This is a genomic window from Rhodohalobacter barkolensis (assembly GCF_002834295.1).
Lineage (GTDB): Bacteria > Bacteroidota > Rhodothermia > Balneolales > Balneolaceae > Rhodohalobacter > Rhodohalobacter barkolensis.
In genome coordinates this window covers 148,822-170,565 of record NZ_PISP01000003.1, presented here as the reverse complement: position 1 = coordinate 170,565, position 21,744 = coordinate 148,822, and the positions used below count along the sequence as shown (strand labels likewise).

The following is a 21,744-nucleotide window of genomic DNA, read 5'->3' as shown; positions in this document are numbered from 1 at the left end:
TAATGAGAACACCTAAAAGAATTATTACACTTTTAGTGATTGCTTCACTTACAATGTTTTACGGTTGTGATCAATTGCTCGATGTTAGTAATCCCAATAGCTTGACTGAGGAAGATGTCACTCAACCAGCTTCTGCAAATGGTTTGAAAAATGGCTTACTGCATTCACTTATGGTAGGAACTGCGTGGACTTGGGCAGCAACCTCAACAATAAGTGATGAATTGTATTGGACAGGGTCCTACGAATCGTATAAAACATTTGATGAAGGCCGAATAGACTTTCCAAGTAATGAAATTACTGTTGAAGGTTTCCCCAATATCAGTGAAGCCCGATACATGGCTGATTTGGCTATAGATAACATTTCTAGATTTGATGCAGATGGCACACTGGATGACAGATCAATACTAGCCAAAACCTACATATATTCAGCGCTCACCCGCATAACTATAGCAGACTCGTATGATAACTTTGTGTTTTCTGATGGGATGGATGCAAAACCTGCAATTGGAGAGGAAAATATGTTTGAATTGTATGATCAAGCAATAACGCATGCGACAGAGGCTTTAAGTGTTGCTGAAGATATAGGAAATACCTTACTCCAAGCTCAGGCTTATGGGGTAAGAGCTAGAGCAAAACATGCTAAAGGAGTATGGCAATTACTAAATCCATCTGGAGGTACACCTTCAAATCCACTCGTTTCTGGAACTGGTGCAAGTGCAGATGCTGAAGAAGCCTTGACCTTAATGGATAATGATTATAAGGCAACTTTTGACTATCAGTCAGCACTTTTGACAAACTATATGGCAACTCAGGTAATCCAGAGAGGAGAAATCACATTTAATGAATCATTCGATGATTTAAAAACTGGAGAATCTGATCCTAGGGCTGAGGCAATAATTGAAGATTATTTAGATACTTCTACTTACACAGAATTATACCCCCCATTCACGTGGTTGTCTGCAAGAGAAATGCATTTGATAATTGCAGAGGAGGCAATAGGTATTGATGACGATTTAGCAAGAGAGACTATGAATTATGTTCGTTCCTTTGATGGACTGCCTGATATTGAACCTGGTGATGATTTGGTAGAATTTATTGAACATGAACGTCGTGCGAACCTGCATTTTCAAAATCGTCGGTTGAACGATATGTACAGATTCGGATCACTCTCAGATAATTGGCTGCAGAATGAGGATGCAATTCAAAGCCCCGGCACTTTACTGCCGATTCCTTCTAATGAATTGCTGGCAAATCCAAACTTATAACCAATAATTTGATTATTAGAGTTGCGGATAGAATTAAGGAAATACATGCTGAATTTAATTTCTTCAATTTGGTATAAAGCTCGGTGAGTCAAATAGGCTTGCCGGGTATATATCAATTGATTATTAATTATTTAACTCAACTGAAAGTGCATTAAACTCATACCCATCTGATTTAGATTAATATTAATCAGACCGAACAGTGATTATTAATCTCTTCTCATTTTGTAGGAAAAAAGTCTAAAAAAAGAAGGCTAATACTTAGAAAACTACTGTTATAAAGTGAAGTGTGCTCAAATACTAAAGTTAAAATTTGATGTTTCTTGAGGTATTCATGTAATAAAGCTCTTCTATTTTTTTAAATCATTATTCACTAATCATAACCACCTAATATCAATACTATGAAAACATTTACTACTTTATTATCTGTGTTTATGGTGATAGCTTTTTCCGGGCTGTTATCTGCACAAACGAATCCGGCTCCGGATCGAGTCGAAGGGGAAGGTCCATACGAAAGACTGATAATTCGGGGCGCGACTATGATTGAAGGTTCGGGATACCCGGCTATGGGTCCTGTTGATATCGTTATTGAAGGTAACAGAATTGAAGAAGTAAGAACGGTGGGTTATCCCGGAGTACCGATAGATGAAGACGGCAGGCCAGACGGCGCTACTCATGAAATAGATGCTTCGGGTATGTACGTATTGCCTGGTTTTGTTGATATGCATGTCCACGCTGGTGGTGCACCCAAAAACCCGGATGCAGAATATGCCTATAAACTATGGCTTGCTCATGGTGTGACAACGGTTAGAGGAGTGCCTCTTGGAGAAATGGATTTTGCACTAAGTGAAAGCCGCAGAAGTGCAAACAATGAAATTACAGCTCCAAGAATTTATGAATATCACCGCCCGGGCGGAGGAGGTTGGGAAGGGCAGATTAGAGCGCCAGAAGATGCCCGAGAATGGGTTCGTTGGGCTGCTGATAAGGGAATTCATGGTTTAAAACTTGGATCCGAAAAGCCTGAAATTATGGAAGCTCTGATTGATGAAGCTAAGAAGCATGGATTAGGAACTACAGCTCACCTTGCTCAGACTGGTGTGGCTCAGATGAATGCAAGAGATGCTACTGCTATTGGTCTTGAAACTGTTACTCACTTTTATGGACATTTTGAATCGCTATTAAAGGATAACGCTGTTCAGGATTTCCCATACTATCACAATCATCAGAATGAACAGCACAGATTTGGTCAAGTAGCACGTCTTTGGGATCAAATTCATGAACCTGGAAGCGAGGAATGGAATGCATTGTTACAGCACTACCTTGACAATAATGTTACAATGGATCCTACAATGACTATATATGAAGCCGGTCGAGATGTAATGCGTGCAAGAAATGCAGACTGGCATGAAAAGTATACACTGCCCTCTATGTGGAAATTTTACACTCCTGACAGAAGGGCTCACGGTTCTTATTGGTTTGATTGGACAACCTTTGATGAAGTTGCGTGGAAAAATTATTACAAACGTTGGATGCAATTGATCAATGACTATAAAAATATGGGTGGACGTGTTACCACGGGTTCAGACTCCGGATTTATCTACGATCTGTATGGATTCGGATTTGTAGAAGAATTGGAATTATTGCAGGAAGCCGGTTTTACTCCACTTGAAGTCATTCAGGCTGCAACCTACAATGGTGCTCAAACTTTGCACGATCCAACAGGTGAACCCATTCAATTCGGGCGAATTAGTGAGGGCTTACTTGCTGATCTTGTTTTACTTGAAGAAAACCCACTGCAAAACTTGAAGGTACTGTACGGCACCGGAGCTGTCAGGCTTGATGACAACAATCAAGTTGAACGGGTAGGCGGTGTAAAATATACTATCAAAGATGGTATCATTTATGACGCCAAACAACTTCTTGAAGATGTTGCCAGAATGGTTGAAGAGCAGGAAAGAGAAATGGGCCTGAAAGAGTCCTATTAATTATCAAGAAGCCTCCTGAATGGGAGGCTTTTTTACTAATAAGAGGAGATGGTTATGGAAAATGAGATAAACGTTTTTAAAAGAAGAGGTTTAAGCCTCGGTAAGTATGCTAGAATAATGATGCTTGGCCTGGCTACGGTCGTATTTAGCGGTTTGTCAGGCTCTGTTGATGCTTATAATGATTCAGATGTATCAGACAAAGACAAAAAAAATGAGACCTCTACAGTAAGCATTTCTAATGAACTCGCTGAAGGTCCCTATGACAGGCTTGTGATTAGAAATGCAATGGTCATACCAGGACATGGAGGACCTCCCGGCGGACCTTACGATATAGTAATTGAAGGGGATGAAATTACAGAAATGATTCCATTCGATCCCGTTTCAGCCGAGCGTAGAGATGATCTTCAGCGACCTGAAGGAGATCGAATTATCGACGGAACCGGCAAATATGTAATGCCCGGTATGATTGATCTGCATATGCACTTGAGGCAGGATCCAATGGAAATTGAATATGTCTATTATACCAAACTGGCACATGGGGTCACAACAATGGTACCGGCTCCCGATCGTGGATTAAATTCCGCTATGGAAGAAGCTGAGAAAAGTGCTAATAATGAAATTATTGCTCCGCGCATGTTTCCTATTTGGGGATGGGGCAGCAATACAGATTTTGACAGGGAGTTTTTGGAAAACCCTGATAATGCACCTGAAGTTGCTGCTGAAATGTTTTCTAAAGGGGCACATGTAGTAAGCGTTGGAAGCCTTGGGTGGAACCAGGCACTTTTAGGTGCAGTAGCAAAAGCTGTTACGGATGCCGGCGGGATTACAACTTATCATATTCCACCCTCTACAACTTCTGTTACCCAGGCTGTGGATGCAGCACGTCTTGGAGTTACAATGATTGAACATCATTATGCTTATGCTGAGTCATCACTGGATCGTCAGGTACAGGATTATCCAAGAGATTACAACTACGATGATGAAAATGCACGATTCCGGCATGCAGGTAAAGTTTGGACAGAAGCTAACCGTGAACGTCTTTTAGGAGAAGTGGCCGATTCGCTTTATGAATATGGCGTTCACATGCTTCCAACACGCGTGGTTTATGAAGCAAACAGAGATATTCTTCGTGCTTCAAGCTTACCATGGCATGAAAAATATACCCACCAGTCTCTAATTGAGTGGAATTTACCCAATCCTGCCTTTCATGGATCATATCATTATGACTGGACCTCAGATGATGAATACTACTGGTACGAAGCATTTGATCTCTGGGGCAAATTGATTTTTGAGTTTAATAAGCGGGGAGGTCATGTATCGTACGGAACAGATGATAATTATATATGGGCTACTCCCGGATTTTCAAACGTGCGCGAGCTCCAGTTACTCAGAGAGTCAGGCATGCATACTCTTGAAGTACTGAAAGCAGCTACTCAGAACAGTGCGGTTACACTCAGACAGGATAAGTTAGGTTTGGTCCGTCCGGGCTATAAAGCCGATTTAATTATCGTGGATGAAAGCCCAATGAAAAACATGAGAAACCTGTACTCATTTGGTTCCATTAATACGGATCAAAATGGTGAAATGTACCGGACTAAAGGAATAGTCCATACAATTAAAGCCGGTGTGGTTCATGAAAATGCCAAATTGATGGAAGAGGTTGCCCGAATGGTTAAAGAATCTAAGGATGGTGTGCCGAAAGAAAACATTATGAATAGCCCGTTTTTAACGGATTAAATAAAATACAGTGTTTGTATTTCAATTTTAAGTTGATGGACTCTTGGGCCGCTACCGTTTAATTATTTCGGCAGCGGTTTGAGGGTTTTTATTAAACATCGTTTAAAATGCTAAGCTTAAAATATCTGCTATGATTAAAATCATGCTGACTATTAATTATAAAAAAACAATTACCGGATTGATGGCACTATTTGTTCTGTCCGGTGCTTTGCATGCCCAGTCTAATGAGGATTCAGCAAAACTAACTGATTTAGTCAGCAAAGTTTCTCAAATTTCTGTTCCCACCAAAAGCGAATCTGAATACCAAAGAGCGCTTGAAGCATATAAAAACATCGAACAAGAATTACAGGATGTTGGCTATGCTCAACTTGGACTCGACGAACAGGTAGATTATGAATTGTTACAGTCACACCTGAAAACAAATATTTATGAAATTGAAAACGTAGAACTCTACAAACTTCACCCGGTATCATATATAGTTCTTGGAGCTACAAACAGACTTTTTATAAGACCGGGGGCAATTGCCGATCGAGGTGTTCAACGTGCTATTGATGAGCTGAAAAGATTGCCTGAAATTTTAGAAAATGGAAAAGAAAATCTGACAGAGCCAGCCCGGGTATGGACTGAAAATACCCTCTACCAGATTTACTATGCCAAGTTAATGTTGCAGGATTATGTGCCTAATGCAGTTGTAGATAATGCTGAATTAAAGAATGAGTTGATTGCATCGGCCGAAATTGCTTATGAAGCTATTATTGATTTCGAAACATGGCTTGATGATGTATTATTGCCGCGTTCAGTTGAAAGTGCGGCCTGGGATCCAGACCATATAAACTTTTTTATTCATAACCAGGAAGAACTCACTCATTATACGGTAGAATCCATGCTGCAGGTAGCACTTGAGGAAGAAAAAAGTGTAATGGCTGAGATGGAAGCGCTTGCTGATAGCATTCACCCATCCGGAGATTTGCACACAGTCTGGGAAAATATGAAAGAAGAAGCTCCACCATGGGAAGGAGTATTGCCTATGGCACAAAGTTTTGTTGATATGGCAAGTGACTGGCTGAAAAGTGAAGGCGACCACGTAGTTACAATTCCTGATTACATCGATTACGGCGCCAGAATTACCCCCCCTATGGCTCGGAGAACCCTATCGTTTGGCGGGGCTACAGGCGGTCCAACAGTTGCAGGCAGGCAATCAGGCTACTATATATTAACTCCTTTGGAGGACAGATTAAGTTCTGAAGAAAAATCCAGCAGAATCAAGTCTTATAATCCTTACTGGACACATGTAATTTCTTATCACGAATGGCTCGGGCATAATGTGCAGGATGCTGCAGCAAGCGAACATGTTGAGCGACCTATGAGAAAGGTTTTCAGAGCCCCGTATTTTGGGCAGGCTTGGTCATTTTATCTTGAAAGAATGCTCGAAGAGGAGGGGTATTATGACGACAGACTGGATTATATAACCGCGCTGAAAACACGGATGGCAAGACTGCAAATGAGAATGTGGCGTGTGCAGCGAATTGTGACGAAGCTGAAAATGTCACTCGGTGAAATGACCTTTGACGAAGCCCTTGACGCTTACATTGAAAAAATTGGAATGGAACCTACGAATGCATTTATAGAAGTTCAGCGTGACAGCCAGACTCCATATCCGCCCGGAAGAGAAATTATCGGGGAGATGGAAATTATTGAGTTGCGAAATGAGTATAAACAACGAATGGGTGAACATTATACATTGAAAAACTTCAATGATAATCTTCTCACATACGGATATCTGACTTTCAGGCAAATTGAAAGGCTGATGTTTAATAAGTGAATAGTTGAAAAGTATTTAACATAATATTGATAAAACATTTTTCTTTATGATTTCAAATTATTTGAACCTTTCCTTTATTAAGCTGCCAGTAGTTATTCTGTCAGCGCTGCTACTTAATTCATGCGGATCTGAAATTGCACCCTACGTGGATGATACCTCTCAGGCTTGGGAAATGCTTGACCAGGAACGCACACAGGCATTGGCTGCTTTGGAGCAAAATCCTGGTAATGATGAACTGATGAGATTAATTGAATTAGGCCTTTGGGAAGATCTCCGGGCTTTTCTTGATGAAAATACAGAAGAATCCCATCAGCTTGCAGAAGCAAATCTACTGTTCAAGCAGCATAGGTACTCAGATGCAGAAGAAATTGTTAATCGGTTGATTGAAGCCGATTCGGAAAATCGCGATTCTCATCTGCTGAATGCAAAATTAAAAATACAGGCCTGGTTGTTGGATGAGGCTGATGAGATCGCAGTAGAATTACTTTCAGAAGACAGCCGTGATGCCGGAGCCGCATTGATTCACGGGCAAGTTGCACTCTTAAACCGGGATTATGATGAGGCACTGGAATGGGCTCAAAAAGTTCAGAACTGGAATCCAGATGATGCCGGCGGTTATCTTTTGGAGGCTGAGGCAAGGTTTTGGGATCAGAATCCTGCTGCAGCTGAACCGTCACTAAGAAAAGCACTGAGTATCAATCCATTCAACGCTGATGCCCGTTTCAGTTACGGTTACGCTATCTGGAGAAGGGTGGACGCCACACTGCTTGATGATATGGCAGCTCACTGGAACATCGCATTCGAAATCAATCCACTTCACTACCTGGCTCACTGGCATTTTGGAAACGGCCACACGAACCTCACATATACTGATTATGCACATCCTACGGACGATGACGTTCGGGGACGGCTGGACCAGGTCGAAGAGTTGATCTGGCAGGAAGATTTAGATCAGGCAATTGCATTAACACATGAAATTGAAGATGAATTTCCAGAATCTGTTTTGCCTACAATGACGCGCGGCTCTATTTACTATATGTATTATGATATGGACAGAGATGCCCGCCTGGATTTGGCTCAAACAACATTTGAAACTATTCTGGAACGCAAGCAAAACTATGGCCCGGCTCATAATGGACTTGCTGCAGTCATCAAACAAAGACAGTTTGAGTATCTGTATGGTTTTGAAGAACTCCAGCAAGAAATTGATACTACAGAAGTACCAGAAGAGGGTTCAGAGTTCTACAATATTTTTAAAGATGCTAAATACTATCCGGGCGATCGTGTAACCAAAATGATTGCCCAGCAGATTGGCCCAAGTGAAGCTTACCTGCCGCTGATTGATAAACTGGATTCTGATTTTGCCATTCCGCCACTGCACATTGATTTGGCTGAAGCAATGGGAAGAAATTACTTCAGGCACGGAACAACATTTGATAATCGTCAGTGGATGGATATTCGCGGAGTGGGAAGTGGTGCAACGGGTTTTGAGTATCTGGAAAGAGGAGCACACTGGGAGCGAAATGTACTCGCTCATGAGTATGCTCACCTGTATCACGGCAGAATATTAACGGACAAGGAAAGTCGCCGAATCCGGGCACTTTACCACAAAGCCCGGGAAAACAACCGCACATTAGATTACTACGCAAACAACAATGAAGGGGAATTTTTTGCCCAGGGATATGCAGGATTTCTATCGGAGAAAAAGGTGCACCCGCTGAATCATAAATCTATGAATACGAGGGAGTATATCAGGGGAAAAGATCCTGATTATTACGCATTTTTGGATTCGCTGCTGCAAAAACAGAAGGATTATGTTGCGGGAGAAACACAATTGTTTAATGATAACTGGTCCCAGACCTATCTGACACTTGCAGAGGGATCTCGGGGTAATAATTTAGAACTTGCAGCCGCATATCTCGATACGGCACTGACGTACAGCATCACTTATCAGCCTTCTTTGCTGGAGTATTCTGAAGTGTATGCAGAATTGGGAGATTTTGATGCAGCCCGCGACAAATTGAATGAAGCCACTCGGATTGATGAAAGCTATGGGCCTGTGTACTCTACAGAAGCGTTTATTATTCACCGGGAAGCACTCCAGGGGAGAAAAACATTCGATGAAGCACTGGAAGAACAGGTACCTTTGCTGCAGCATGCATACGATATTGATAATGATCTGGCTGAAAAAGCTAATGTAAACCGCCGGCTGAGGGAGCGCTACAGAGATTACGGAAGATTCGATAAAGCTATTGAGGCAGCCGAATATTATGCAGAAAATGGTCCGGAAATATCTACCTATCTACGAGACCGTAAAGAAGCTGCCGATGCATTTGCCCGAAATCTGAGAAGTCAGATTGGTTATTCAGCTGAAGTATCAGATTTCTTTTCAGATCTGGTTGCTCAAAATCCACAGAACTTTGGTTACAGATTAATGTTTGCTGACTTGCTTTACCGAATGAGTGATCTTGATAACTCCCTACGCGTGCTTGAAGAAGGCCAGGGAATACTGGCATCGGCAAACGAAAATCGAATGGATTATCAGCTCAGAATTGCGCGTATAAACATCATCCGGGATAATCTGTCAGGTGTAGATGAAGTTGTAGAAACTGCAGAGGAAATGGATTTGAACCTGGATGATCAATTATTGCTGGCACGAATGTATGCAAATATCGATCAGTTAGAAAAGGGTATGGCAATTGTTGAGAATTTAGAAGGAAATATACCGGTAGAAATAGCCGAGATATCATATACTCGCGGATATCTTGCTAAATTTGCCGGAAACGCCGAACAGGCAGAATCAGAATTTAAAACAGCTCTTTCTCATACACCCTATCATATTAGCGCCAGGGTTCATCTTGCAGATCTGTTACAGGATCAGGGCAGAGATGATGAAGCCAATATAATCCGAAGTGAAGCGGAAAATTTACCTGTTCCACTCGGACCTGATTTTTAAAAGAACTCTACATCAAAACAAAAAAATAAAATCGCATTTATTATGATTCAAAAAGGTACATCAAAAAGGAAAATTAAATATCACAGCAAATTGCTATGGATGCTTTTGCTGATGAGTTTTACAGCACTAAACCTGCATGCACAGGACAGAGTTCTGCCGGCAGATACCACGATTACTTCATTTGATGAAGTAATGATTAAAGGTCAAAATGTTCCGTACCAGGTGGATGTAGGAACACAACCGGTTTATGGTGAAGAAGATGAAATTATAGCTTCTCTCTTCTATACATATTACAAAAGAACGGATGTAGATAATGATGAAGAACGCCCTATATTTATCTCATTCAACGGAGGGCCAGGGGCGGGGTCATTATGGATGCACTTAGGATATACCGGACCCAAAAAATTAATCATTGATGATGAAGGATATCCCATTCAGCCATATGGAGTGGAAGATAATCCGCACTCAATACTTGATGTTGCCGATATTGTATTCGTAAATCCTGTGAACACAGGCTTATCCAGAATACTGAATGAGGGAAAAAGAGAACAGTTCTTTGGAGTGCAAGAAGATATTACCTATCTGGCCCAATGGATAGATAATTTTGTTTCGCGGGCAGAAAGATGGAGATCTCCGAAATACCTGATTGGTGAGAGTTATGGTACTCCAAGGGTGTCGGGACTGGCTGGGCAGCTTCAGGGTAGCCACTGGATGTTTTTAAATGGGGTGATACTGGTGTCACCAACCGGGCTTGGAATGGACCCTGAAGGGCCAACGCCAAGAGCATCCGTTTTGAAGCTTCCCTACTATGCAGCCACAGCCTGGTATCACGAACAGTTGCCGCCAGAACTTCAAAACAGAGAGTTGACGGATCTTTTGGATGAAGTTGAAGAATATACGGTTGAGGAATTTTTACCTGCGTTGACATATGGTGGTTTTATTGATGAAGACCGGAAATCAGAGGTTGCATCACAAGTTGCTTACTATTCAGGGTTATCCGAACAGTTTGTCCGGAATTATAACCTGGCCGTACCGGCATCAGCATTTTGGAAAGAGTTGTTGCGGGATGAAGGGCATACGATTGGCAGGCTGGACTCCCGGTACAAAGGAATTGATAGGGAAGATGGCGGCGAACGGTACGATTACCCGGCAGAATATTCTTCCTGGAAACATTCGTTTACGCCGGCTATAAATCATTACATTCGTGACGTTTTGGGTTTCAAAACAGAACTGCAGTATTATGTATCAGGCCCGGTACGCCCTTGGAACAGAGATGGTAACACTACCGGTGAAATGTTGCGTGGTGCAATGGCGGAAAATCCTTATCTGAATGTTATGGTTCAGTCCGGTTATTTTGACGGAGCCACAGATTATTTCACAGCTAAATATGTAATGTGGAATATTGATCCCAGCGGAAAAATGAAAGATAGGTTTTCTTTTGAAGGATACGAAAGCGGGCATATGATGTATCTTCGCAGGCCTGACCTTGAAACTTCTAATGAACACATTCGTGAATTCATTAGAAAATCTGCACCGGAGAACGGGGCTCCGGCTAGGTATTAATAAGCTATTAAACATATCAGCCGGTGTGTTTAATAGACAAGCCGGCTGATTATAAATAATTACATAAAATCATACGGTGACTATCTTGTAAATCAGTGTAAAAACTGATTTGAAGTATAGCCCAAATATCTAAATATGAAATTACCTTTTTTTCTTGCAAAGCGATTTGTGGCAGGTGAGACTTTTAAATCTGCTGTTCCAAAAATTGAAGCACTCAACAAAAAAAAAATTAAAGTAACACTCGATCTTCTCGGTGAAAATGTTAAACTAAAAACAACAGCAGACGAGACTGTAAATGAGTATATCAGTCTTTTGAATGATATACACTCTGCCGGATTGAAAAGTACAATCTCCATAAAGCTGACCATGCTTGGTCTGGATATAGACGAACTTTACTGTAGAGATAATCTTTACAAACTTCTTGATGAAGCCCGAAAATCCGATTCATTTGTACGAATTGATATGGAAGGTTCAGATTATACGCAACAAACTATTGATGTATTTAAAGAAGTATTTAAAGAATACGGAAAGCACGTAGGGATAGTCATTCAGGCATACCTTCACAGAACAAAAGATGACATAAATGATTTAGCAGAACTGGGGGCGGATGTAAGATTATGCAAGGGTGCTTATAATGAGCCGGAACGCGTGGCGCTGCAAAAAATGTCGGATATCAGGGAAGCATTTAAAGAATATTCAAAAGTACTTCTTGATAAAACATCTTATCCTCGTATTGCTACACATGACGATGAGCTTGTTAACTGGGTGAAAGATTATTCTGTTGAAAATAAAATCGGGAAGGCACGATTTGAATTTCAGATGTTATACGGTCTTCGTGAAGAGACCATGGAACAGCTTACCAATGATGGATACAATACCCGGGTGTATGTACCTTATGGTACGATGTGGTTTCCCTATTTTAAACGCCGACTCATGGAAAGAAAAGAAAACATCTTCTTCATTTTCACTACCATGTTCAAAAAATAAAAGCATCTTTTTTATTAATGCGAAGATAAAATATCAATAAAAACTAATTTAACCTGTGTCGGATAAAGAACGATTTGCTACTAAATGGGGATTAATTTTAAGTGTACTGGGAATTGCTGTTGGTACAGGGAATATTTGGCGATTTCCTCGTATAGCAGCTCAACAGGGTGGAGACGATGGGGCGGGAGCTTTTCTTATTGCTTGGGTTACATTTTTATTTATATGGTCCATTCCGCTCATTATTGCTGAATATGGAATTGGGCGAAATGGCCGAAAGGGTGTTGTAGGGTCATTCATTAAACTGGTCGGTGAAAAATTTGCCTGGGCCGGTTCATTTGTTGGTTTTGTAGCTACTGCCATTATGTTCTATTACAGTGTGGTTGCTGGATGGTGCCTTTATTATTTAATTGAATCAATATTTTCTGCACTGCCTGAAAGTGTGGAACAGGCCGATGCAGTATGGAACGGATTTCAGGGATCTATGCTTCCATCTGTATTTCATGCGTTAATTATGTTTTGTGGTGCACTTGTGATTATTAAAGGGATTAAAAGCATTGAGCGTATCAACAAAATTTTAATTCCTTCACTGCTGCTTGTATTAATCATAGCTTTGGTAAGGGCACTGACTCTTGAAGGCAGTGGAGCCGGTGTTTTATATCTGTTTACACCTGACTGGGCAACCCTGAAACAACCGCGTTTATGGTTGGAGGCACTTACACAAAATGCATGGGATACCGGTGCAGCTTGGGGTCTGATACTAACTTATGGAGCTTATATGCGAAAGCGTGATGATATTACAATTACGGCCCTGCAAACAGGCATTGGTAATAATATCGTATCTCTCGTAGCAGCTCTGATAATTTTCTCAACCGTATTTGGAACTCTGGGAAGTCAAATGACTGACGGAGAAATTCTGAACGTAATGCAAACAGCCGGACCTGCAGGTACAGGATTAACATTTATGTGGATGCCGCAGTTGTTTCACGAAATGGCAGGCGGTAAAATTCTGGCAATCCTGTTTTTCCTTGGATTAACATTTGCAGCTTTCAGTTCGCTTATTTCCATGATTGAGCTGGCTACAAAGGTATTTATTGATATGGGAATTACTCGGAAAAAAGCAGCCATTGCAGTTTGTGCAACCGGATTTCTTTTTGGACTTCCCTCAGCAATGAATCTGGAATTTTTTGCTAATCAGGATTTCGTGTGGGGTGTTGGCCTGATGGTTTCGGGTGGATTTATCTCGTTCGCGGTGATTACATTTGGAGCAGATAAATTCAGAAATACTCTTGTGAATACAGATGAAAGTAAAGTTAAGCTTGGAAAGTGGTGGACTGCTATCATAAAGTATGTGATACCTGTTGAAGTGATCACACTGCTCGTGTGGTGGATTTACCTGAGTGCTGCTATTTATGCCCCCGAAACATGGTACAACCCCCTTAGTACATTTTCTGTTGCAACAGTATTAATGCAGTGGGGCATTATGATGGCACTGTTTAAATTCTACAACCACAAAATTGCACAAAAAACTATTTTAAATTAAAAATAATACTTAATAATAAGTAACAATGAGGTCCGAATTTTGAAAGTTCGGGCTTCTTCTTTCAACACTGGTGTTTAAAAATTTAGATGTATTTCAGTTCCTGGAAAAAAATCAGCCCACGCAAACCAGTAAGCATTATAGCCATTTGTAGGAGTTAACTTTTCACCTTTACGATCTCCACTTACAGCTTCCCCGAATATATTCCATGTATTGTTCTCCTGATCTTTCATTACAATAGGAAAACTATTTTTAACTGCTTCGAATTCTAAAAGTTGATCATCATTCGTTTTTCTTTCAAAAGAAGCTGTAAAGTGTAATGAAGAGCTGCCTGCAACTACTATTTCCATCTGCCCTAAATTATCATTTATCACCTGTATGCTTTCTGAAAATCCTGAGATGGGATAAGCTTTTGCGTTAGAAAATGTGCGGATTCCGTGAACAAGTGTTTTTGGTTCTAATCGGATGTCTTCATTATGAACAGGGAATAGAATTCGTTTATTATCAGTCATATAATCTTCACCATACAGGTATTTTGTATAATCACGGGTGAAACCTGTATTTCTGTTTAAAACTTTAGAATCCGGAAAAGCTTCTTTCCAGGCTTTCCATGTCATTTCAACAACCTTTACTGTGGCAAGACTTGTTCCCCGGTGTTCTCCATTTATTCCTTCTGAAATCATTTGAGACCAATAACTGTCGGTTAAACGATCATATAAAATGAGATTATTTTTATGGATCAATCCCGATACTCCAAACGTAGTGGATTTACCATTCACAAGACTTTCAAAAGCAATTGCTGAACCGGTTAATGGGCAATACGAAAATGTTATAGAAATGTCGTTTATAACATCATTTACGATTTCATGATAAAACATGATAATATTAGGATGTGCAATAATTTCATTACCTACTTTTATACCGGATACAAGATCCTCATCACGTAAAAAATGTATATCATTAATCGATGAATAATTTGGGTTTTCAATAGAAGGAATACCATCTTTCCCAGATCCTCCATCAACAACTTGATGGCATGGAACGTCCCAATTTTCACTTGTGCAAGAATGTACAAATGCAGTTTTTTCAGTATCTACATTTGAAATACAAGAAATTAAAAGGAAAATTATAAAAGTGCTGAAAGCTAATAGAGTGATTTTATTTTCCATGAAAAAAAAGCTGTATAAAATTTATTCGATAAGAATACATTATTCCGTTGTGTTACAGAACTGTTTAAATTAGATGCAGCTTATTTCGATTTTCTTACAATGATATTTTAATGATGAATTGTCATAGGGTGTTTTAATGAATTGATATATGCTAGTAGCATGATCAGATAAATGGTCGTTTAACGAACTCAATTTATTCAAAGAGTCTTAATAAAGAATCAGTTCCAGAACAATAGATAAAAACTAGAAAAATTTATCATCAATTTGATAATTAGGTTTTATTGTTCCTTAAGTAGATTTAAAAAAGATTTACACAAAAAAGGCAGAGTCTAAGCTCTGCCTTTCATACTTTCTAATCCAGTTTAGATTTATGGACTGTCTATCGCAGATTTCTTCACCGCTTTTGCAACAGCTTCTGCAACTCCTTCATCAAAAGGTCCCGGTATGATTTTATCTTCATTCGGTTCCTTCACAACGTCAGCGATGGCATACGCTGCGGCAATGTACATCTTGTTAGTCAGTTTAGATGCGCGCGCGTCCAGCAATCCTCTGAAGATTCCCGGAAATGCGAGCACATTGTTGATCTGATTTGGAAAATCTGATCGACCCGTGGCAATAATTCTGGCCCCTGCCTGAACTGCTTCTGCAGGCATAATTTCCGGGATCGGGTTAGCCATGGCGAAAATGATTGGATCATCATTCATGCTTCGAACCATATCCGGTGTTAAAACACCGGGAACAGAGACTCCAATGAAGACATCCGTGTTTTGAACGGCATCTTCAAGATCTCCTTCGAGCTGATTTTCGTTCGTGATCTTAGCTACTTCTTCTTTTACAGATGTGAGATTGCCGCGATCTTTATGAATGATCCCCCGGCTGTCGCACATGATGATCTGCTTTACACCGACCTCTCTCAGTAAGTAGATGATAGCCATTCCTGCAGCGCCGGCTCCGTTGATGACCACTTTCAGATCTTCAAACTTTTTTCCGGTCACTTTCAGCGCGTTAATGATCCCGGCGAGTGTTACAACTGCCGTTCCGTGCTGGTCATCATGCATTACGGGAATATCCAGCTCTTCTTTGAGGCGTTTTTCTATTTCAAAGCATCTCGGAGCTGAGATATCCTCGAGGTTGATCCCTCCAAATGTTGGGGCAATCATTTTAACAGCGGTAATAATCTCCTCAGTATTTTGTGAAGAGAGTACGATTGGAATAGCGTCAACATCAGCAAACTTTTTAAACAGTACGGCTTTTCCTTCCATTACAGGCATGGACGCTTCCGGCCCTATATTGCCCAAACCAAGTACGGCAGAGCCGTCACTTACCACAGCAACGGTATTCTGCTTATTGGTATAATCGTATGCTAATTCCCTGTTTTCTGAAATGTCGAGACACGGTTGTGCTACTCCGGGTGTGTAAGCAATACTTAAATCTTCCTGTGTGTCGAGCGGCATTTTGGAGTGTATGGCAACTTTACCGCCATACTTTTTATGCGCTTCTACTGCTTTTTTCCCGTAGTCTTCTGTTTTATTAGACATAAAGCTTTTGTCCAAACCGGACAGTCTATTCTGTTACTTAAAGGTTATAATGAAATTTCTATTAATTATCGCTGCTCTGTTCCCAAACGTTGTTAGATCGGTCGATGTCGGCCATTCTTCCGGATGGATCGATTTCGATTCTGGAGATTTCATCCGGTTTCCGGTCAATAGACAACTCATAATCCGGGAACACCCATGGCCAGTCTTCAACAACAACACGTTCAACTTCAGGGAACTCATTCTCTTTCTGTCCCCACATTATTCGCATCGGGATATAGTAGTGTTTGATGGATCCATCAGTAAATTCAACTTCTATATCCAACGGCATTGGCATGAGGCCGATTCTATTAAGTGTGGCAACGGCTCCATTTTCGGAATCCTCTACGGATGATACTTCGTAGTCGATGGTTTTCGTGGTTTCAACCCAATATTCGTAGTACCAATCCAGAATCATTCCGCTTTCCCGTTCAGCAATTCGAAGAAAGTCGTAACCGGTTGGGTGTTTGAACTTCCACTCTTCGTAAAATCGGTTGAGGGTTTCTTTCAGTACGTCATCACCAATCACGTATCCAAGCTGGTGGAGAAACATTGCTCCTTTTGTGTAGCTAGCCATTCCATAGGCGGCGTTGGTTACATAATGGTCGGCATGAATGTGCATCGGCTCTTCAATTCCTGCCTCGACAGTTCGATAATAGCCGTTATAGCGAGAGAGCATCGGATCACCTTCGCCATCATTGAACAGATGATTTGTGATGAACGAAGATGCATAACTTGTAAATCCTTCATCAATCCACTGATCTTTTGTCTCGTTGTTACCCAACGCACCTTCGTACCAGGCATGGACAAATTCATGAACCGTTACTCCAACCAGGCTCTGTAGATTTCGGTTTCCGGTGATGAGTGTACCCATAGTGTACTCCATTCCGCCGTCTCCACCCTGAATAGTGATATACTCATCATATGCGTAATCACCATAGTTTTCGCTCATATACTGAAATGACTTAACGGTATACTCAGGTAGAGCTTCCCAGTTGGCGAGAAGTTCACTTTGCCGCTCTTCAGGTGCATTTTCTGCTACTGTTTCTTTCTGATAGAAAAATCGAAGAAGCGGTCCGCCGGGTACCTGTGCTGTAGTATGTGTGTAGTCCGGATCGGCAGCCCACATAAAATCGTGAACATCTTCGGATTGGAAATGCCAGGTCAGTTTTTCACCTGAAGGTCGATTCACCTGCATGTCAGCAGTTTCGTAACCATAACCAACTTCTTCCGGGTTTTGAAGGATGGAACCGGCTGCAACTACGTAATCCCTGTCGATGTGAATTTTTACATCAAAAGTTCCAAATGGAGCATAAAATTCACGCCCGATGTATGGATTCGCATGCCAGCCATTTTCGTCATAAGCTGCAATTTTTGGAAACCATTGAGACATGGAATAACGTACTCCTTCTGCATTATCGCGACCCGACCGTCGGGTTTGGAGCGGGACCTGTGCTTCATGTTCCATTTCGAATACCACACTTTCACCCGGCTCAATAGGCTCATTCAGGTGAACTTCCATGATGGTGCCTTTTACCGTAAACTCTACTTCTTCGCCGTTCTGTTTAATCCAGTCAATCTTCTGATAACCGATTTCAGTTTCATCATAGTGATAAATTCTGTCGCGTACTCGGCGATCCGGATCTGCTATCGTTCTGGATCGCTTATCCATCATGCTGTTTGGCTGAAATGCATTAAAAAAGAGATGGTAGAAAACCCGGTCGATGGTGTCCGGAGAGTTGTTATGATAGGTCAGTTTTTGATGGCCTTGATAGCGATTGGTTTCTACATCAAAGTCGATGTCCATTTCATAATCTACAGCTTGCTGCCAATAACCTGCTTTTTGTGCAGAACTGTTGGTTGGTAAAAATGTGGTAAACAGCAGAGTTGCTGCAAGAAGTAGTACGAGTTTAATTTTTAACATGATGGTATCAGGTTTTGTGATAGGATAGACGTTTGATTAAAGTTAGAAGGATGTACGGCTGGCAAAAGCGCGACTCAAAGTTGCTTCATCGATGAACTCCAGCTCCGTTCCCATTGGAATTCCGTATGCAATTCGGGTGACATTTACATCATAATTGAGCAGTAATTTATTGATGTAGTAGGAGGTGGCTTCACCTTCGGCGTCAGGATTTAGTGCCAGAATAACTTCTTCCACCGGTTCATCGTCATTGGCAAGCCGCTCCAGCAGCTCTTTGATTCGGATGTCATCCGGTCCGATGTTATCCAAAGGAGAGATGGTTCCGCCAAGCACGTGGTATCGGCCCCGGAATTCGTTTGTTTTTTCGATGATGTAAACATCCTGAAATTCCTCAACAACACAGATTACACCTGTTTTTCGCTTTTGATTACTGCAGATAGAACAGGGGTCTTCATCGGTGATCGTTCCGCAAACAGAGCACCGTTTTACAGATTTCTTGAGTTGAACCAGGGAATCGGCAAGGGTTAAGACACGCTCATCAGATTGCTTAAGAAGATGAATGGCAATTCGTTGTGCAGATTTACGTCCGGTTCCCGGAAGTTTTGCCAGCTCTTCAATTGCACGCTCTAATACTTCAGAAGTTATTTGCATCAGTTAAATTTCGTTGTGATGGATGGACAGGCATTGTCGGACACAAGGTTTGGAATTTATTCAAACTCAAAGCCCTTCCTTCATAAAAATGTTTAAAGGCCAAATTTACTCATATCCATGCCGGGAATTCCGCCGCCGGGCAGCATATCTTTATATACATCCTGCATTTTCTCTTTTCCTGCTTCTTCAGCTTTTGAAAGAGCTTTATTTACACCGGCAACAACCAGGTCTTCAAGCATCTCCTTGTCTTCCGGGTCGATGACATCCTTATCAATTTCAATACTGATTACTTCCCGTTTACCGTTAGCTTTAACTTTAACCATTCCGCCGCCGGCATCAGCTTCAACGGTAACTTCGCCAAGTTTTTCCTGTGCTTCTTTCACTTTGGCTTGCATATCGTTAAGCTTTCCAAACATATCGGCCATATTAAATTCACTCATAATTAAATTGATTTTCGTGGTTCTCAGTTTGTCTGAATAGTAACATAAATCGGACTAAAAATGTTTATGGCTCAGCCGATTAAATGTTAAATCATATTAGTACTCAAGTTCAGCCCCGAACAGATTTACAATGGTACGGAGGTTTGGGTCCTCTTTTTGGATCTCCTTAAATCGCTCGTAAGGGCTGATAGATTCCTTTTTCTTTTGATCGTTCTGTTCTACGGTACAAGAAAACCGAATGAAGGTTCCTGTTAAACGCTTGAACAGAGATGAGAGCAGCTGCTGGTTTTCATCAACAAGGTTGGTGGCAAACTCATTGTCGACAGCTACAATGAGAGTCGACCCTTTCAACTCTTTCAGCTTAAAGCGTAAAATCTGGAAATAGAGCATTTGTGGAGCACTCTCTTTCACAACATTGAGAAAAGATTTCCAGCAAGCTTCAACCTCTTCTAATGTGTTTATGTGATCTGTGCTGCTTGGTTGCTGTTCTTCTTTCTTACCTTCAGTTTTGACTTCTTCTCCGTTTGAAGAACTAATTCCTTTCACATATCCCAGGGATGGACGTATTGTTAGAAAGTCCTCTTCGGTATCTTCCTCTTCAGGCGCTTCTTCTACAATTGTGGAAGTTTGCGGTTGAGCCGGGTGAGGCGCAGATTCTGATTGTACAGGATTACTCTGTTTGGGTTCAGCTTTGACTTTTTTTTCCGGTTCAGAAGCCGGTTTCTCTGATATTTCAGCTTTATCTGATGAAGAATGTGAATTCTCCTCTGAATTATCATGGGCACTTACTGAACTTTCGGAAATTGAGTCTGACGAAGGAGTTGGGTTGTTTATTTGCGAACCGTTAGCGGTTATCTGACTGCTGCCGTTTTTTTTTAACTGCTCCAGTCCGCTGATCAATTGATTGATCTCCTTGGTTCTGCCCATGTGGATCAACTTCAACATCAGGATTTCAAAATGAACCCGTGGTTGTTGAACGTCTTTGATCTTAATCTGAGCTTCGCTTACAAGATGCAGCATTCGCAATAACTCATCATCAGAGAAGTGTTTAGCGGATTCCCTGTACTTCTGTTTGGTATCTTCGGTGGCTTCAACCAGATACATTTTGTTTGATTGTTTGGAAACGTACAGATTGCGGAGGTGTTCTGTAAGCGACACCAAAAACTCTTGAATATCCACACCATTTTTAATCAAACGGTCAATCAGCTCAAGACCAACACTGGCATCCTGTTTTTGGATGGCATCGGTATATTCGAACAGTTGATCGTGGCCAACAACATTCAGCGCCTGCAGAAGTTCATCATGCTGGATGGTTGTTCCGCAAAAAGCAATGGCCTGATCCATTAAACCGAGAGCGTCGCGCAGTGCACCATCTGCTCTTTTTGCAATGATATGAAGGGATTCATCATCAATGGTGATGCTCTCATCCGCGCAGATTCCTTTCAGTCGCTGAACAATTTCGTTTACGCTGATTCGCTTAAAATCGAAGCGCTGAACCCTGGAAAGGATCGTTGGAAGGACCTTATGTGGCTCTGTTGTGGCAAAAATAAATATGGCATAAGAGGGAGGTTCTTCGAGTGTTTTGAGCAGGGCGTTGAAAGCCTGCTTACTCAGCATGTGAACCTCATCGATGATAAACACTTTATAGCGGCCGTTCTGAGGCGGAATCCGAACTGTTTCGCGGAGCTGATGAACATCCTCAACCTTATTGTTGGAGGCGGCATCAATTTCTACAATATTCAGGGTCTGATTAAGCGACTCTCCGTCAACAGAGTTGTCAATCTGATTAATGGTTCGGGCCAGCACCCGGGCCATGGTCGTTTTACCCACTCCGCGCGGACCACTAAACATATAAGCATGAGAAATTCGATTCTGCTTGATCGCATTTTTGAGAGTACTGCTTACATGATCCTGCGATACAATATCATCGAAAGTTTGCGGTCTGTATTTACGGGTTAACGCGCGGTAATTATCTGCCATAGATATTCGTTTTTAATTTGTTTGAAAGGTACAAAATTTGAGTCTTTTGTCGGAATTATATCAGGTAAAACTCCTTAAATCATTTTAGTAATTACCGATCTTTCAGGTTTCATTTTAAAAAGAATCTGACTTATCAGGATAATTCAAAGTCCACGAGTGG

The 21,744-nt window shown here is 41.3% G+C and carries 14 protein-coding genes; 8 read left to right on the top strand and 6 right to left on the bottom strand.

The genetic code is table 11. From position 1 onward, the window contains the following. The first annotated feature begins 2 nt into the window (after positions 1–2). The 8 genes from CWD77_RS10710 (at position 3) to CWD77_RS10675 (ending at position 13,852) form a co-directional block, all read left to right on the top strand. Positions 3–1,265 carry a RagB/SusD family nutrient uptake outer membrane protein gene (locus tag CWD77_RS10710; protein WP_101073570.1) on the top strand — a complete coding sequence of 421 codons (1,263 nt, stop codon included), beginning with the start codon at positions 3–5 and terminating at the stop codon, positions 1,263–1,265. A gap of 398 nt (positions 1,266–1,663) precedes the next feature. Further along, a complete protein-coding gene (locus CWD77_RS10705) occupies positions 1,664–3,247 on the top strand; it encodes an amidohydrolase family protein (RefSeq protein WP_101073569.1) in 1,584 nt (527 codons plus the stop codon). Between the two features lie 54 nt (positions 3,248–3,301). Next, entirely contained in the window at positions 3,302–4,984 is a 1,683-nt protein-coding gene (locus tag CWD77_RS10700) for an amidohydrolase family protein (protein WP_240596775.1), read from the top strand. A gap of 130 nt (positions 4,985–5,114) precedes the next feature. Beyond that, complete coding sequence (locus CWD77_RS10695) at positions 5,115–6,806, top strand: DUF885 family protein (protein WP_101073568.1); 1,692 nt, start codon at positions 5,115–5,117, stop codon at positions 6,804–6,806. 46 nt (positions 6,807–6,852) lie between these two features. Next, positions 6,853–9,762, top strand: coding sequence for a tetratricopeptide repeat protein (locus tag CWD77_RS10690; RefSeq protein ID WP_101073567.1), 2,910 nt, complete (start codon positions 6,853–6,855; stop codon positions 9,760–9,762). A gap of 111 nt (positions 9,763–9,873) precedes the next feature. Next, the gene (locus CWD77_RS10685; RefSeq protein WP_240596773.1) at positions 9,874–11,325 is read left to right on the top strand and encodes a S10 family peptidase; all 1,452 of its coding nucleotides are present in this window, start codon (positions 9,874–9,876) and stop codon (positions 11,323–11,325) included. Positions 11,326–11,460: 135 nt separating this feature from the next. Further along, entirely contained in the window at positions 11,461–12,312 is an 852-nt protein-coding gene (locus CWD77_RS10680) for a proline dehydrogenase family protein (RefSeq protein WP_101073566.1), read from the top strand. Positions 12,313–12,367: 55 nt separating this feature from the next. Next, positions 12,368–13,852 carry a sodium-dependent transporter gene (locus CWD77_RS10675; RefSeq protein WP_101073565.1) on the top strand — a complete coding sequence of 495 codons (1,485 nt, stop codon included), beginning with the start codon at positions 12,368–12,370 and terminating at the stop codon, positions 13,850–13,852. Between the two features lie 74 nt (positions 13,853–13,926). Here CWD77_RS10675 and CWD77_RS10670 read toward each other — a convergent pair whose 3' ends face one another. The 6 genes from CWD77_RS10670 to dnaX all read right to left on the bottom strand — a co-directional run bounded on the left by CWD77_RS10670 (position 13,927) and on the right by dnaX (position 21,584). Continuing rightward, complete coding sequence (locus CWD77_RS10670; RefSeq protein ID WP_101073564.1) at positions 13,927–15,018, bottom strand: DUF3179 domain-containing protein; 1,092 nt, start codon at positions 15,016–15,018, stop codon at positions 13,927–13,929. A 368-nt stretch (positions 15,019–15,386) separates the two neighbouring features. Beyond that, the gene (locus tag CWD77_RS10665) at positions 15,387–16,556 is read right to left on the bottom strand and encodes an NAD(P)-dependent malic enzyme (protein WP_101073563.1); all 1,170 of its coding nucleotides are present in this window, start codon (positions 16,554–16,556) and stop codon (positions 15,387–15,389) included. Between the two features lie 61 nt (positions 16,557–16,617). Then, complete coding sequence (locus CWD77_RS10660) at positions 16,618–18,516, bottom strand: M1 family metallopeptidase (RefSeq protein ID WP_101073562.1); 1,899 nt, start codon at positions 18,514–18,516, stop codon at positions 16,618–16,620. A 42-nt stretch (positions 18,517–18,558) separates the two neighbouring features. Then, positions 18,559–19,164 (bottom strand): recombination mediator RecR, encoded by a 606-nt coding sequence (gene recR, locus CWD77_RS10655; RefSeq protein WP_101073561.1) that lies wholly within the window; start codon positions 19,162–19,164, stop codon positions 18,559–18,561. Between the two features lie 92 nt (positions 19,165–19,256). Further along, positions 19,257–19,604: a YbaB/EbfC family nucleoid-associated protein gene (locus CWD77_RS10650; RefSeq protein ID WP_101073560.1), complete on the bottom strand. Its 348-nt coding sequence runs from the start codon at positions 19,602–19,604 to the stop codon at positions 19,257–19,259. Positions 19,605–19,700: 96 nt separating this feature from the next. Then, positions 19,701–21,584, bottom strand: coding sequence for a DNA polymerase III subunit gamma/tau (gene dnaX / locus CWD77_RS10645; protein ID WP_101073559.1), 1,884 nt, complete (start codon positions 21,582–21,584; stop codon positions 19,701–19,703). Positions 21,585–21,744: the final 160 nt, after the last annotated feature.

Coding starts and splice junctions, on each gene's coding strand:
- CWD77_RS10710 (WP_101073570.1), top strand. CDS start 3: ATGAGAACACCTAAAAGAATTATTACACTTTTAGTGATTGCTTCACTT.
- CWD77_RS10705 (WP_101073569.1), top strand. CDS start 1,664: ATGAAAACATTTACTACTTTATTATCTGTGTTTATGGTGATAGCTTTT.
- CWD77_RS10700 (WP_240596775.1), top strand. CDS start 3,302: ATGGAAAATGAGATAAACGTTTTTAAAAGAAGAGGTTTAAGCCTCGGT.
- CWD77_RS10695 (WP_101073568.1), top strand. CDS start 5,115: ATGATTAAAATCATGCTGACTATTAATTATAAAAAAACAATTACCGGA.
- CWD77_RS10690 (WP_101073567.1), top strand. CDS start 6,853: ATGATTTCAAATTATTTGAACCTTTCCTTTATTAAGCTGCCAGTAGTT.
- CWD77_RS10685 (WP_240596773.1), top strand. CDS start 9,874: ATGAGTTTTACAGCACTAAACCTGCATGCACAGGACAGAGTTCTGCCG.
- CWD77_RS10680 (WP_101073566.1), top strand. CDS start 11,461: ATGAAATTACCTTTTTTTCTTGCAAAGCGATTTGTGGCAGGTGAGACT.
- CWD77_RS10670 (WP_101073564.1), bottom strand. CDS start 15,018: ATGGAAAATAAAATCACTCTATTAGCTTTCAGCACTTTTATAATTTTC.
- CWD77_RS10665 (WP_101073563.1), bottom strand. CDS start 16,556: ATGTCTAATAAAACAGAAGACTACGGGAAAAAAGCAGTAGAAGCGCAT.
- CWD77_RS10660 (WP_101073562.1), bottom strand. CDS start 18,516: ATGTTAAAAATTAAACTCGTACTACTTCTTGCAGCAACTCTGCTGTTT.
- recR (WP_101073561.1), bottom strand. CDS start 19,164: ATGCAAATAACTTCTGAAGTATTAGAGCGTGCAATTGAAGAGCTGGCA.
- CWD77_RS10650 (WP_101073560.1), bottom strand. CDS start 19,604: ATGAGTGAATTTAATATGGCCGATATGTTTGGAAAGCTTAACGATATG.
- dnaX (WP_101073559.1), bottom strand. CDS start 21,584: ATGGCAGATAATTACCGCGCGTTAACCCGTAAATACAGACCGCAAACT.